This is a genomic window from Arthrobacter sp. MW3 TE3886, assembly GCF_041262145.1.
Classification (GTDB): domain Bacteria; phylum Actinomycetota; class Actinomycetes; order Actinomycetales; family Micrococcaceae; genus Arthrobacter.
The window spans coordinates 4,022,330-4,035,290 of sequence record NZ_JBGCAN010000001.1 but is presented as its reverse complement, the minus strand read 5'-3'; the positions used below and the strand labels follow the sequence as shown (position 1 = coordinate 4,035,290).

At 68.0% G+C, this 12,961-nt stretch carries 13 protein-coding genes; 5 read left to right on the top strand and 8 right to left on the bottom strand.

Going from position 1 to position 12,961, the window contains the following annotated elements; all coding sequences use genetic code 11:
- Nucleotides 1-61: 61 nt before the first annotated feature.
- The 6 genes from ABH915_RS18365 to ABH915_RS18340 form a co-directional block, all read right to left on the bottom strand.
- Entirely contained in the window at nucleotides 62-871 is an 810-nt protein-coding gene (locus ABH915_RS18365) for a hypothetical protein (protein ID WP_370124054.1), read from the bottom strand.
- Entirely contained in the window at nucleotides 801-2,609 is a 1,809-nt protein-coding gene (locus ABH915_RS18360; protein WP_370124051.1) for a hypothetical protein, read from the bottom strand. The genes ABH915_RS18365 and ABH915_RS18360 overlap by 71 nt, the downstream gene beginning before the upstream one ends.
- Nucleotides 2,610-2,616: 7 nt before the next feature.
- Nucleotides 2,617-3,393 (bottom strand): peptidoglycan-binding protein, encoded by a 777-nt coding sequence (locus tag ABH915_RS18355; protein ID WP_370124049.1) that lies wholly within the window; start codon nucleotides 3,391-3,393, stop codon nucleotides 2,617-2,619.
- A gap of 185 nt (nucleotides 3,394-3,578) precedes the next feature.
- Nucleotides 3,579-5,795, bottom strand: coding sequence for a S9 family peptidase (locus tag ABH915_RS18350; RefSeq protein WP_370124046.1), 2,217 nt, complete (start codon nucleotides 5,793-5,795; stop codon nucleotides 3,579-3,581).
- Between the two features lie 27 nt (nucleotides 5,796-5,822).
- The gene (locus ABH915_RS18345; protein ID WP_370124043.1) at nucleotides 5,823-6,932 is read right to left on the bottom strand and encodes an LCP family protein; all 1,110 of its coding nucleotides are present in this window, start codon (nucleotides 6,930-6,932) and stop codon (nucleotides 5,823-5,825) included.
- Nucleotides 6,933-7,007: 75 nt separating this feature from the next.
- On the bottom strand, nucleotides 7,008-8,066 hold the full coding sequence (locus tag ABH915_RS18340; RefSeq protein WP_370124040.1) for an LCP family protein: 1,059 nt from the start codon (nucleotides 8,064-8,066) through the stop codon (nucleotides 7,008-7,010).
- A gap of 388 nt (nucleotides 8,067-8,454) precedes the next feature.
- Here ABH915_RS18340 and ABH915_RS18335 point away from each other — a divergent pair, with 388 nt between their 5' ends.
- Entirely contained in the window at nucleotides 8,455-8,706 is a 252-nt protein-coding gene (locus ABH915_RS18335; protein WP_018775116.1) for a hypothetical protein, read from the top strand.
- 81 nt (nucleotides 8,707-8,787) lie between these two features.
- Here the strand turns inward: ABH915_RS18335 and ABH915_RS18330 are convergent, their stop codons facing one another.
- Nucleotides 8,788-9,411, bottom strand: coding sequence for a low molecular weight phosphatase family protein (locus ABH915_RS18330; RefSeq protein WP_370124037.1), 624 nt, complete (start codon nucleotides 9,409-9,411; stop codon nucleotides 8,788-8,790).
- Between the two features lie 107 nt (nucleotides 9,412-9,518).
- Complete coding sequence (gene arfB, locus ABH915_RS18325) at nucleotides 9,519-9,941, bottom strand: alternative ribosome rescue aminoacyl-tRNA hydrolase ArfB (protein ID WP_018775118.1); 423 nt, start codon at nucleotides 9,939-9,941, stop codon at nucleotides 9,519-9,521.
- A 104-nt stretch (nucleotides 9,942-10,045) separates the two neighbouring features.
- On the opposite strand from arfB, the gene paaA reads away from it, so the two are divergent.
- Genes paaA through paaD form a run of 4 tightly spaced genes read left to right on the top strand, consistent with a single transcriptional unit; the run spans nucleotide 10,046 to nucleotide 12,955 of the window.
- The gene (paaA, locus tag ABH915_RS18320) at nucleotides 10,046-11,077 is read left to right on the top strand and encodes a 1,2-phenylacetyl-CoA epoxidase subunit PaaA (RefSeq protein ID WP_018775119.1); all 1,032 of its coding nucleotides are present in this window, start codon (nucleotides 10,046-10,048) and stop codon (nucleotides 11,075-11,077) included.
- Nucleotides 11,074-11,433 carry a 1,2-phenylacetyl-CoA epoxidase subunit PaaB gene (paaB, locus tag ABH915_RS18315; protein WP_370124033.1) on the top strand — a complete coding sequence of 120 codons (360 nt, stop codon included), beginning with the start codon at nucleotides 11,074-11,076 and terminating at the stop codon, nucleotides 11,431-11,433. The genes paaA and paaB overlap by 4 nt, the downstream gene beginning before the upstream one ends.
- Nucleotides 11,430-12,359, top strand: a complete 930-nt coding sequence (gene paaC / locus ABH915_RS18310) for a 1,2-phenylacetyl-CoA epoxidase subunit PaaC (protein ID WP_018775121.1) — start codon at nucleotides 11,430-11,432, stop codon at nucleotides 12,357-12,359. The genes paaB and paaC overlap by 4 nt, the downstream gene beginning before the upstream one ends.
- A gap of 11 nt (nucleotides 12,360-12,370) precedes the next feature.
- Entirely contained in the window at nucleotides 12,371-12,955 is a 585-nt protein-coding gene (gene paaD, locus ABH915_RS18305; protein ID WP_370125038.1) for a 1,2-phenylacetyl-CoA epoxidase subunit PaaD, read from the top strand.
- Nucleotides 12,956-12,961: the final 6 nt, after the last annotated feature.

The window sequence follows — 12,961 nt, the reverse complement described above, 5'->3', positions numbered from 1 at the left end:
CGATTCGGGCCCGCTTCGAACCCGATTCGAACCCGATTCGGGCCCGATTCGGGTCCCCGGCTTAGGGTGCCGGCGGCGCGGTCGACGCGGGCGCCGGTGAGACCGTGCCCGGTGCGGGGGCCGCGGGTTGCGTCAGTTGCTGTCCCGCCGGCACCGTGGCAGAGGAACCCGGGCTGGGCCCGGACGACGTCGTACCGCCAGTCGGCGCCGCCGTTCCCGTGGGTCCCGGGGCCGGGGCCTGCGTGCTGCCGGGGGTGGCTCCCGCAGTGGCGCCGGGAGTCGCACCAGGCGTGCTGGCTCCCGTGGTGGCGGCAGGCGTGGCGCCGGAGGTTGCGCCGGGAGTGGCCCCCGGCGTCGAGGCCGTGCCGGCGGACCCGGCCGGGGTGGCGTTCGGATCGGCCTTGATGACCGCCATGATCTGTTCCTTGTAGGCGCTGAGCCGGCCCTGGATCTCCGAGAGCGGCTGGTTCTGCAGGTCCTTGCCGTAGGCGGCGATCTCCTGCCACAGCGCGTTGAGCCTGGCCATGCCGTCGCTGCTCAGGGGCCCGTCGAGGGTCAAGACAAGCTGGCTGGCCAGGGCGTAGGTCAGGCACCGGACGCAGTTGTAGTTCGCTGACGCCGAGAGGTTTTCCGGAACGATCACGTCGGTCTGGCCCACAATCAGGACCACCTGGAAGCCCACCGCCACGGCGGCGCAGTCCGCGCAGCTGGCAAAGGCGTAGGCCTCATTCCGGGTGTCCACGGTGTCACCGTCCTCGGCCCAGACCAGGGCGAAGGCGACGTCGTAGACCACGGAACCGTCAGTGGTGTTGACCGCGAGCGACTGGTTGCCGTCGTCTTCCGGCGCGGCCGGCTTGTCGAAGGGGAACACCCACGAAGGGGCAGCGGGCGCCGCCGCGGGGGCCGGCCGTGGTGGAGGTGCCGGACTGCCGGGGTACCAGGACCATGCTCAGCTGCGGGTCCTCGCGTGTGGGCCGCCGGGCGCCCTCCGGCCACAGGGCAACGGTCGTTCCTGACTGGCCCTCGGCCATCCGGGCCGCGGCGGCGGCCGGGAAGACGGCGGTGGTGGCGTCGGCCAGGGTGCCGCGCTCGTAGGGCTGGACCGGGCGGTAGGTGTCAGCGCCGGGCCACCAGGCCCAGGCGAGGCCCGCCGCCACCGCCGCGATCGCAACGATGGCGGTGGCACGCTGGAGGGCCTTGCCGCGGGTCTTGCGCCATAACCCGGTGGCCAGCTGGCGGACCAGGCGCAGCAGGATGTACAAGATGCCCAGCACCGGCAGCGCGAGGCAGGCGATCGCGATCACCCGGACGGCGGCGTCGGCGATGTCCCCGGTGGCGACGCTGTGGGAAAGCATGGCCTGCTGCTTCAGGCCGTTGTCCCAGGCGGTGCCCAGGACGCGCGGCAGGGTGAGCACCATGGTGGCCATGCTGAACAGAAGCAGGGGGACCGTGACCAACACCCAGATGGTGACCACGGCCCGCGCCCAGGGCTTCAGGAGCCCGGCTTCGGGATCAGTCTTCCGCCATGGCACCAGGGCCAGCAGCGTGGGTTTGATCCGCTGGAACAGGTCCGGGACGCCGGTAGCGTCGGCCAGGATGTGGTAGCCGTCAAAGCGGACCAGTGGCATCAGCTGCCGGACCATCTGCAGGATCTGGGTGACCACCACCAACAGCAGCGCATCGAAGCCGGTGGCCCACCAGATGCCCATGATCGCGACGGCCACGATGGCGTTGAAGTACAGTCCGCCGAGGTCGGTGCGCAGCCGGCCGCCGCGCCCCAGCCGGTACGAATCCGTGACGTCGGTATAGAAGGCCGGCCACATCAGGTACAGGCCCGTCCCCATGGCGCCGGGGGTGGCCCCGCCGCGGCGGGCGGCGGCGGCGTGGCCGAACTCATGGAAGCCGGCCGAGAGCACCGTGACCACCAGGATCAGCAGCACCAGGCCGGGGTTGGCGAAGGCCTCATGCGTGGCCGACGCCAGCCCCTTGACCATCAGCACCCACCAGCACGTGGCCAGGAATGCAGCAGTCACGGCCACCACGATCAAGGGGTTGAACAGCGTGGCGAACGGCGCCGTGATCTTCCGGGTGCGGTCCGGATCGGTCACCGAGTACCGGAACCGCATGCCCAGCAGCGGATTCGATTTCTTCACCGCGGGCTCGGAACCGTCCGCCAGTTGCAGGAGCCCGAGGGGGAGCAGCTGGGAGGTGATCAGCGTGCGGACGTTCTCGGCACTGACGAGCCGTCCGAAACTGTCGCTGGCGTGCCCGGCGATTTCTTCGATGCCCCGCTGGCCGTCGATTGCCTCGAGCACCAGGTACAGCAGACGGGTGAGCTGGATGGTCTGGCCGTCGGCACGGCGCACCAGGGACGGGGCTTCCTTGTAACCGGACCCTTTCGCCTCGCCGATCAGCTGTACGCCGGCGGCCCGCACCGGAACCGGCTGCTGGGCGACCGCCACGGACGACGCCGGCCCGGCGGCGCCGCGCGCGCCAACGCCAGCGCCGGAGTCGGCGACGGGCGATGGGGCGCCGGCTGTGGCGCCGCCGGTGGCAGGCGCGGCGGGAGGGCCGTCCTGCCCGGACGGCCCTCCGTGAACTGTGCTCATCTAGGTGCTACTGCTTCAGGTCGGACTGCTGGTCAGCCGACGCCGTAGCGTCGCCATGGATGTCCTGGTTGATGATGGCATCCTGCTGGGCGACGGCGAACGCGTTGCTGTCGATTGAGCCGATGTTGGCGCCGACGGCAGCGTCGATCGGCGCGGCCACGTTGGCGTTGGCGGCCACCGCACCATTGATCGGTGCCGCGATGCCCGCGTTGGCGTCCAGGTTCACGTCGACGTTGAGCAGGTTTCCGCTGAGGGCGCCCGCGGCGCCGGCGGCGGCTCCCACGTCCGTCGGCAGCGCGCCGCCCAGGTCCGGGGCCGTGCCATCCGGCAGGACGCCGGTGGCATCGGCGGGTACCGTGCCGGCGGGTACGGCGCCGCCGAGATCGGTCGCGGCCGGATCCGTGGCGGCAGGCGCGGGCGCAGGGGCGGCGTCGGTACCGGTGCCGGCATCCGCGCCGGTGCCCTGCTCGATGACACTGTCCTGGGTGGAGTCTGCCGTGGCGTCGCCCGTGACGCCCTGGTTGATGATGGTGCCCTGGTCGGCGAGGGCCTGGGATTCGGACCCGACTGAGAGCACGTTAGCCGAGGCGGCCGCGTCAATCGGGGCGGCCACGTTGGCGTTGGCCGCGATGCCGAGATCGATCGGCGCCGCTGCGCTGATCCCCAGGTTCAGGTCGGCGTTCAGGTCCAGGACGGAGGCGACTTCCTTGTCCGGAAGAGCCGTGCCGCCCTGCGCCATCAGCTCATCATCAGTCAACGGGGTCATTCCCTGCTCAACGCTCATAACAAACTCCATCTCCGGCACGGTGTCTGCTGCCCCCAGTGAGCAGTATCTACATCGATGTGCCTAATTCCGGGTCAATAGTAAGCATGATGATCATGTGTTGGGTAACGGAAAGCGCATCGGTTGCTCCGTAGCTGCCCTTATGGACCTCCAAAAGGGCGGCTACGGAGCAACCGACGGGGTTCTTACTTCAGTCCGGCTCCGGGCAGCAGTTCGGTGGCGCCGAGGGAATCGGCGACGAATGCGTAGTCCCAGGCCCGTTCGCGCCACTGCACGTACCGGCCCGACGCGCCGCCGTGGCCGCCCTCCATCTCGATTTTCAGGACGACCGGTTCGTTTCCGGTGTTCACCTCGCGCAGCCGCTGCACCCATTTGGCCGGCTCCACGTAGAGCACGCGGGTGTCGTTGAAGCTGGTGACCGCGGCGATCTTCGGGTACGCCACGGCGCGGACGTTCTCGTAGGGCGTGTAGGACTTCATGTACGTGTACACGTCCGGGTCGGTGATCGGGTTGCCCCATTCCTCCCACTCCAGCGCCGAGAGCGGCAGTTCCGGGTCCAGGATGGTGGTCAACGCGTCCACGAATGGGACGGCGGCAACAATCGCCGCGTACTTTTCCGGCGCCAGGTTGGCGACGGCGCCCATCAGCAGGCCGCCCGCGGAGCCGCCCATCGCCGCGATCCGGGCCGGGTCCACCCAGCCGGAACCGGCGAGCCAGTCCGTGGCCGCAATGAAGTCGGTGAATGTGTTTTTCTTGTGCAGCTTCTTCCCGTCGTCGTACCAGTGCCGGCCCAGCTCGCCGCCGCCGCGGATGTGGGCGATCACGAACACGATGCCGCGGTCCAGCAGGGACAGCCGGGGGATCCCGAAGCCCGGATCCATGCTCATTTCGTAGGAGCCGTAGCCGTACACCAGGCCGGCCGCCGTCGAATCCTGCCGGACGGAGGCGTGGCGGAGGACCGAGAGCGGAATCCGGGTCCCGTCGGAGGCCACCGCCCATTCCCGGGTGGCGACGTAGTCCGACGGCGAGTAGCCGCCGAGTACCGGGCTCTCCTTGCGCAGCAGCAGTTCACCGGCCGGGAGCTCCGGGGTGGGCAGCACGAAGTCGTAGACCCGCGACGGGGTGAAGTAGGAGGTATAGCCCATCCGGATCACGGGCGCCTCGTAGTCGGAGCCCGCGACGCCGGCGGTATACAGCTCCTCGGCAAACGCAGGTTCCACCGCGGCGCCCTGCTCCGGGGTGCCCAGCCCGGCCAGGGGCAGGACCTGGACCCGTTCAATGGTGTCCTTGCGCACGGAGACCACCGCGTGGGTCGACGTGACCCCGGCGCCGTTGACCCGGACCTGGTCGGAATGGGCGACGACGGTGTCCCAGCGCTGCTCGGCGAGCGGCTTGGCGAGCTCGGCCGGGTCCACCAGCGAGACCATGGAATTGATGGCGTCCTTGTTGTGGGTGAGCAGGATCCGCTCCTGGCCCCGGCCCGAGGCGTCCGTCAGCAGGAACGGCTCGGCCTCGTAGAGGATGCGCTCGTCGCGGGAGATCACGGTGCGCAGGCCGGCGTCGAGATCGTCAAAGCGCAGCAGGCGTGTCTCGCTGAACTCGGAGCAGCCGATGCTGAGCACCAGGTGGCGCCGGTCGGCCGAGAGCTCGAAGCCGAGCCACATGGCGACGTCGTCCTCCTGGTAGATGACTGTGTCCTCGCCGACGGGTGTGCCGAGCACGTGGGACTTGACCTGGTACGGCCGCCACGAGTCGTCGACCACGGTGTAGAAGATCCGGCTGCCGTCGGGGGAGAAGGAGATGCCGTAGAAGACGTTCTCGATCACGTCCGGCAGCAGCTCGCCGGTGCGGAGGTCCTTGATCCGCAGCGTGAAGCGCTCGTCGCCGGCGTTGTCCACGGCATAGGCATAGAGGGTGCCGTCGATGGTCGTGGCGGCCCCGCCCACGGCGAAGAACGGCTTGCCCTCGGCCTCGAGGTTGCCATCGAGGAGGACTTCCTCGCCGGGGATGACGACGCCGGCCTCCACGGCCGGGGGAGTCCAGTCCGCGACGCGGTCCCCGGTGTCCTGGCCGCGCACGCGGCAGTGGATGCCGTACTCCTTGCCCTCGACGGAGCGGGTGAAGTACCACCAGCCGTCCTTGCGGTTCGGGACGGAAAGGTCAGTTTCCTGGGTGCGGCCCTTGATTTCCTGGAAGATCGCTTCGCGCAGCGGCTCCTGGTGCGCGGTTACGGACTCCTGGTAGGCGTTTTCCGCTTTGAGCAGGTCCACGACCTCTGCGGACTCCTTGTCCCGGAGCCACTCGTAGTTGTCCTCGAATGCGTCGCCGTGGTGGGTGCGCACCGAGGGCACTTTCCGGGCGACGGGAGGCTGCGGGGACGGCTGGGCGGGAGTCTGGGTCATGGACCCAATCTACCGAAGAGCGGCGCCTCAATTGCCGTTCTGCAGGTTGTTGGCCGCGACGTAGCCGGCGAGCGTTCCCGAGCGCAGTGCGGCGGAGACCGCGGCGGTCGCGGCAGGGTCTTTCAGGACAATCGACTGGCCGTCCCGGCTGGTCCCGGTGCCCGCGGTCGGCAGGGTGAAGAACACGGCACGCCCCGGCGGTGTGTTCCGCAGGCTGAAGGCGAGGTTTTCCAGCGGCTTCAGGGTGAAGCTGGCGTCCAAGGTCACGTGCGGCAGCACCGTTTTGATGAGTTTGCGGACGGTGCCGCGGTCCGCCAGGCCGCCTTCGGAAGCCATCTTGGCCATCATGGCTTTCAGGAAAGTCTGCTGGTTCCGGACCCGCTGGTAATCGCCGTCGGCGAAGGCATGGCGTTCGCGGACAAAGGCCAGGGCCTGCAGCCCGTTAAGGTGGTTCACGCCCGCCGGAAAATGCACCTTGTCATCTGCGGTGGCGGTGAATGGCTGTTTGATGGTGACGTCGACGCCGCCGAGTGCGTCCGTCATGGCCGCGAACCCTTGAAAATCCAGCATCACCGTGTGGTCGATGCGGGCACCCAGCAGCACCTCCACCGTTCGCGTCATCAGCGGCACCCCGCCCAGTTCCAGTGCGGCATTCACCTTCGCGGCTCCGTGGCCGGGGATGTCTACCCAGAGGTCGCGCATGATCGAGATGCCGTAGACGGTCTTCCGGTCCGCCGGGAGGTGGATCAGCACAAGGGCGTCGCCGCGCTGGTCGGAGGTGGTGCCGCCGGCCGCCGCCGCCCGTTCATTCACCCGGCTGTCGCTTCCGATCAGCAGGATGTTGAGGGCGACGGCGGGTGGTTCCGGGGTGGGCGTGGGGCTGGGCGCCGGCGTGGGGCTGGCCGGCGTCGCGGTCGCGGCCGCCGGGGCGGCGGCCGGTGCCGTGGTTCCGGCCGGTCCGGGGCTGCCGGGCCGGGCCCCGGGGAGAATGTAGACCGCGACGGCCACCGCGGCGGCGACCGCGAGAAGTACTCCCAGCAGCAGCATCGTCCGGCGGCGGGCGCCTGCAGCGGCGGGCGGGGGAGGGGGCGGGGACGCCGCGGATGCCGCTGCTGCTGGCTCCGGAGCGTTCCCCATAAGCGGACGCTACCACTGCGCCCGGCCGCGGACTATGGGTCCAAGGGCCTCTCTGGGCGCCTCACCCGGCCGGGCTTAGTTGCCGTTCTCGAACTTGTTCGCCGCGACGTATTCGCCCAGGGTGTCAGAGGCCATCGCCGCGGAGATTCTTTGGATGGCGTCCGGGTCGGCCAGCACAATCGACTGGCCGTCCGTGGACGTTCCGATGCCCCCGGTCGGCAGGGTGAACATGACGGTGTTCTGCGCCCGGATGTCCTTGAGTTCGAGCCCCAGCCCTGCCACGGCTCCCGAATCGAAGGTTTTGTCGACCGTGACGAACGGCGAGACGGCACCCACCATGTTGTTGATGGTGATCGGGTTGCTCAGCGTCTGGCCGGCGATCGATTTCTTGATGATGGCCCGCAGGAACTCCTGCTGGTTGCGTACCCGCTGGTAGTCGCCGTCGGCGTAGGCATGGCGTTCGCGCACGAAGGCCAGGGCTTGGGTTCCGTCGAAGGTGTGCTGGCCCGGGGCGAAGGACTGGCCAGGCAGTGCGGTCGAGGTGAACGGCACCTTGATGTTCACGCTTACCCCGCCCAACGCGTCGGTGAGTCCCTTGAAACCTTCAAAGTCGATCATCGCCACGTGATCGATGCGCTGCTGGAAGATCGACTCGATGGTCTGCACCATCAGCGGCGTACCGCCAAGGGCCAGCGCCGAGTTGATTTTCGCCTCGCCGTGGCCGGGAATGTCCACCCAGAGGTCGCGCATGATGGACATGGTGTAGATGTTCTTGCGGTCCGCCGGGATGTGCATGAGCATCAGCGTGTCCGCGCGCTGGTTCGTGGGCGTTCCGCCCGCGGCATCGGCCTCGGCGGCGCCGCGGCTGTCGCTGCCCATCACCAGGATATTCATCGCGGAGTTTGTCTTCTGCGGCCGCGTGGACTCGTCAGGGAAGGCCTGCTCAATCTTGCTCGTACCGGAGTCGAAGGTCCGTGCCAGGTTGAAGAGGTAGCCGCCAGCCACCACCGCGACGAGCGCCACCACCACGGCGACGGCGATCAGCACCTTGCGGCCTCGGTGTTTCTTCAGGGGCCGCCGTTCCCTGGATCCGGCCGCGGGGACTTGGTCTGCGCTGTCGAAGGGGTGCGTCATGTGTTCCTCTTGGTCAGTCGGGACGGTGCCCGGAATCTATCTGGCCGTACTCAGGCTGGCCGTACTCAGGCTGGCTGCGCCGGGGGCAGGCGCCAGAAAGTGGGCGCGGTGGCGGCCTTCTTTACAGTACACCGGGGACGGCAACAATACTTCTGGCCCAAGAAGGCGCTAGATAACGCGGGGTTTCCCGGATATGAAGCGCACTGTTGCCTGCGTCACACTCCCTGCCTAGGCTGGGGGCGGTCGCAGCGTCGCGGCCAAACCGGTCGCAGCGTCGCGGCCAAAGCAGTAAATGCACGAACAGGGGAATCGTTTGAACCACAAACTCCGGGTTCTTGTCAGGCTTGACCTCGATTGCGGTCAGGCAGAAGTAGCAGCGCAGGGACATGTGACGGCAAGAAGCCTCCAGGCCCTGTACGTGGTGGTCAAGCGGGCGAACCACCTGAGGGAAGGACTCCACCTGGTGCTGGATGTCAGCCACGCCGTGGTGGAGCCGGCGGCCCTTGAGCAGCTGCGGGAGTGCTCAGCCTCCCATCACCTGCCCGCGGCCATTGATCCGCTTCAGTCCGAATGCCAGCTCAGCATCGTGGCGCCGGTGGAAACGACGGCGGTACCCCGGGCCAGGATGTTGGCGGCATAGCTCCGGCCCGTCGAACGACACTCCTCCGGGAGTGCCCGGCTCTACGGCCGCTCAGCCGTTGCCAGTCAGCCGTTGTGCCGCTCAGCCGTTGTGCCTCTCAGTCGCGGTGCGCGCGAAACGCAGGATGGTGAAGAGCGCGGGTGCAAGCTCGTACTCCATCTGCCGGTACATTCCCTCGCCGCGTCCGTAGGGATCCACGACGTCGTCCTCTGAAGCGTCCTGGGCAAGCGTCAAGTGCCGGACCGCAGCGGCCCGGGCGGGCAACTCGCGCCAAAAGCTTCCCAGGTCCACGGCCGGATCCGCCGTGCCATCCCGCTGCGTGCTGCCCCGCTGTTCCAGGACGCTCAGCATGCGCGCGAACTCACGGACGGTAAACGTGCGCCGGAGCGCGGAGGCATCCAGCTGCAGCGCTTCGCCGCGGTGATGTGCGGCCATGGTCAGGACCAGATCGGTGTCGCGCAGGATCTTCGGCGTCAACTGCCGGGCGGCAAAGCCTTCCGGTGTTCCGCCATAGGCCCGGATGATGTCCGCTGAGCTGGGCTGGACGGGCTCGCCCACCATGGCCCGCGTGCCGGCACTCTCCACCTGGAAGGCGCCGGGTTTCATCCGGTCAAGTCCTGCCTGGAGCAGGCGCTCTGCGACGGGGGAACGGCAGATGTTTCCTGTGCAGATGGTCAGGATCCGAATGGGTGTGGACGACTCCAAGGCTTCCTTTTTCCGGTTCGTGATGCTTAGCGGCGACGTGATGTTCGAGCTTATCCTCCCCCGGGCACCGGCGTGAGTTTGCCCGCTGAAAGGATGCCTGGACGGCGCTATTCGGCGGACGGCCGCCGTCGTTGCTGTTTCGTTGCCGCCCGCTGTTCCTTGGCGGCGAGGCGCCGACGGTTCGAGCCGCGGGTGGGTTTGGTCGCCCGCCGGCGGGCAGCCTCGGGGGCAAGACCCTCTGCCACGAGGCCGGCGAGCTTGGCCAGGGCGATCTCGCGGTTGCGCAGCTGAGAGCGCTGCTCGGCGGCGGTCACGGTGATAACGCCGGCGATGAGGCGCCGTTCAAGGCGCGTGGCCAGCATCAGCCGCTGGCCATCCGAAAGCGCCGTCGAGGCCGCGACGTTCCACGAAAGTTCGACGCGGCTGTCCGAGGTGTTGACGTGCTGGCCGCCGGGCCCGGATGACCGCGAGAACCGCCAGCGGAGTTCCGACGCGGGAATGGTGAGCGCGGCCGACACCTCCAGATCCATACAACCAGCGTTGCACGGATTCCTGTCCTTGACGCATCTCCGGCCTTCCGCATATCCTGAACGAACGGTCGGTAATTATTTATCGGAAATCATTAGGAGCAACCATGGCATCGCAGACCCTGCAGTCAGTGCCCGCCGAGCCATCGCCGGCACGGCATGAACCGAGCCCCGAGGACGCGGCCCGGCGCGACGCCGAGGGCCAGGCATACTTCGACAAGGTCATGGCGGAAGATTCCCGGATCGAGCCGCGTGACTGGATGCCCCCGGCCTACCGCAAAACGCTCCTGCGCCAGATCTCGCAGCACGCGCACTCGGAGATCATTGGCATGCAGCCCGAAGCCAACTGGATCTCCCGCGCCCCGAGCCTGAAGCGTAAGGCCATCCTCATGGCCAAGGTCCAGGACGAGGCCGGCCACGGACTCTATCTGTATTCCGCTGCCGAAACCCTCGGCCAGCCGCGCGATCAGATGATGCAGGACCTGATGGACGGCAAGGCCAAGTACTCCTCCATCTTCAACTACCCCGCCCGCACCTGGGCCGACATGGGTGCCATCGGCTGGATGGTCGACGGCGCCGCGATCGCCAACCAGGTGCCGCTCTGCCGCGCCTCCTTCGGCCCCTACGGCCGGGCCATGGTGCGGGTCTGCAAGGAAGAGTCCTTCCACCAGCGCCAGGGCTTTGAGATCCTGCTGGAACTCTCCAACGGCACCCCGGAGCAGAAGCAGATGGCGCAGGAAGCGGTGAACCGCTGGTACGCCCCCGCCCTGATGATGTTCGGCCCGCCAGACGACGATTCGCCCAACTCCAAGCAGTCCATGGCCTGGAACATCAAGCGATTCAGCAATGACGAGCTCCGCAACCGGTTTGTCGGCATGATGATGGAGCAGGTCAAGGTCCTCGGCCTGACGCTTCCGGACAAGGACATCCGGTTCAACGAGGAAACCAAGAAGTGGGAGCACGGGCCGCTGGACTGGGCTGAATTCCATGAAGTCCTGGCCGGCCGCGGCCCCTGCAACGCCCAGCGCCTGGAACGGCGCCGCGAGGCACACCAGAACGGCGCCTGGGTGCGCGAAGCCGCCGCCGCCTACGCGGAAAAGCAGGCAAAGAAGCAAGCAGAAAAGGTATCCGCAGCATGATCCCCAACGACACCCCAACCTCGCAAGCTCGGCCGGGGATCCCTGTCGCCGTGGCCCCCACCGAGCCCCAAGCAGGAAACGTCTGGCCCATCTGGGAAGTATTTGTCCGCTCCAGCCGCGGCCTGTCCCACGTCCATGCAGGATCGCTGCACGCGCCCGACGCGGCCATGGCCCTGCGCAACGCCCGGGACCTCTACACCCGCCGCAACGAAGGGGTGTCTATCTGGGTGGTTCCGGCCGACGCCATCGCCTCCAGCGACCCCGATTCCAAGGGCTCCTTCTTCGAATCCCCCCAGGGCAAGGACTACCGCCACGCGACGTACTACACCAAGAGTGAGGGCGTGAAGCACCTGTGAGCACCACTCCCGAAACTGCCCTGCCCGCAGAAGAAACGGCCGGCCACGGCGACATCAACGTCGGCGTCACCGGAGCCAGCGGTAGCGGCGAGGCCACGGCCAGCGCCACCCGCATCACCCCCGGCAACGCCCTCCGTCCGGAGGACATTGCCCTCGCCGTCAGCCGCGGCTCCGCGAAGCCGAGCGAGGACGCGGCCGAGTTCGCGCTGCGCCTGGGTGACGACGCCCTGATCCTGGCCCAGCGGCTGGGCCACTGGATCTCCCGCGCCCCGGAGCTCGAAGAGGACGTCGCCCTCGGCAACATCGCCCTGGACGAACTGGGCCATGCCCGGTCCTTCCTCAGCTACGCCGGCGGGCTGGACGGGCGCAGCGAAGACGACCTCGCCTACTTCCGCAGCGAGCATGAGTTCCGCTCCGCGGCGCTCTTCGAGCAGCCGAACGGGGACTTCGCCGTCACCATCGCCCGGCAGTTCGTGGTCAGCTACTACCAGTTCGAGCTCTACCGCCGGCTGATGTCCTCCACCGACTCCACCCTGGCCGGCATCGCCGCCAAGGCGGTCAAGGAAGTGGACTACCACCGGGACCACAGCGCCCAGTGGGTGCTGCGCCTGGCCCTCGGCACGGACGAATCGCGCCAGCGGATGATCCACGCGTTCAAAGTCGTCTGGCCCTTCGTTGATGAGCTGTTCCACGACGACGAACTCACCGGACGCCTCAGCGAAGCCGGCGCCGCGCCCCAGCCGTCGAGCCTGCGCGAGGACTTCGACCGGCTCACCGGCGAGGTCCTGGCCGAAGCGGAGCTCGAGGTCCCCAACGTCCAGCCAACACCGGGCGGGGGCCGCCGCGGCCTGCACTCCGAACACCTCGGCTACATCCTCGCCGAGATGCAGGTGCTCGCCCGCGAGCACCCCGGAGCCAGCTGGTAGACACCATGGAAATGTTTGTCTCCGATCCGGAAACCGCCGAGCGCCGCAACGCCGCCAAGGGCAACACCGCCCGTGAAAAGGCCTGGGCGGTGGCTGCCACAGTGTGCGACCCCGAAATCCCGGTCCTCACCATCGCGGACCTCGGCATCCTTCGCGATGTCCAGGTCTCGACGGAACCAAGCACTGACGACGGCGGGATGGTTCCCGCCGTCCAGGTCACCATCACCCCGACGTACTCCGGCTGCCCCGCCATGGACGCCATCCGGGATGACCTCACCGCGGCTTTCCACCGCGCGGGGTATCCGAGCGTCCGGATCGAACTGGTCCTCTCGCCGGCCTGGACCACTGACTGGATGAGTGCGGAGGGCAAGGCCAAGCTGGAACAGTACGGGATAGCCCCGCCGTCCGGCCACACAGCTGTTGACGGAAAAGCAGTCCGGCACGCCGGCCCGGTCCGGCTCGCGCTCGCCGTCAAGTGCCCCCAGTGCTCATCCCTGAACACCAAAGAACTCACCCGCTTCGGTTCCACATCCTGCAAGGCCCTCTACGTGTGCCAGGACTGCAAGGAACCGTTCGACTACTTCAAAGTCTTGTAAGGAACA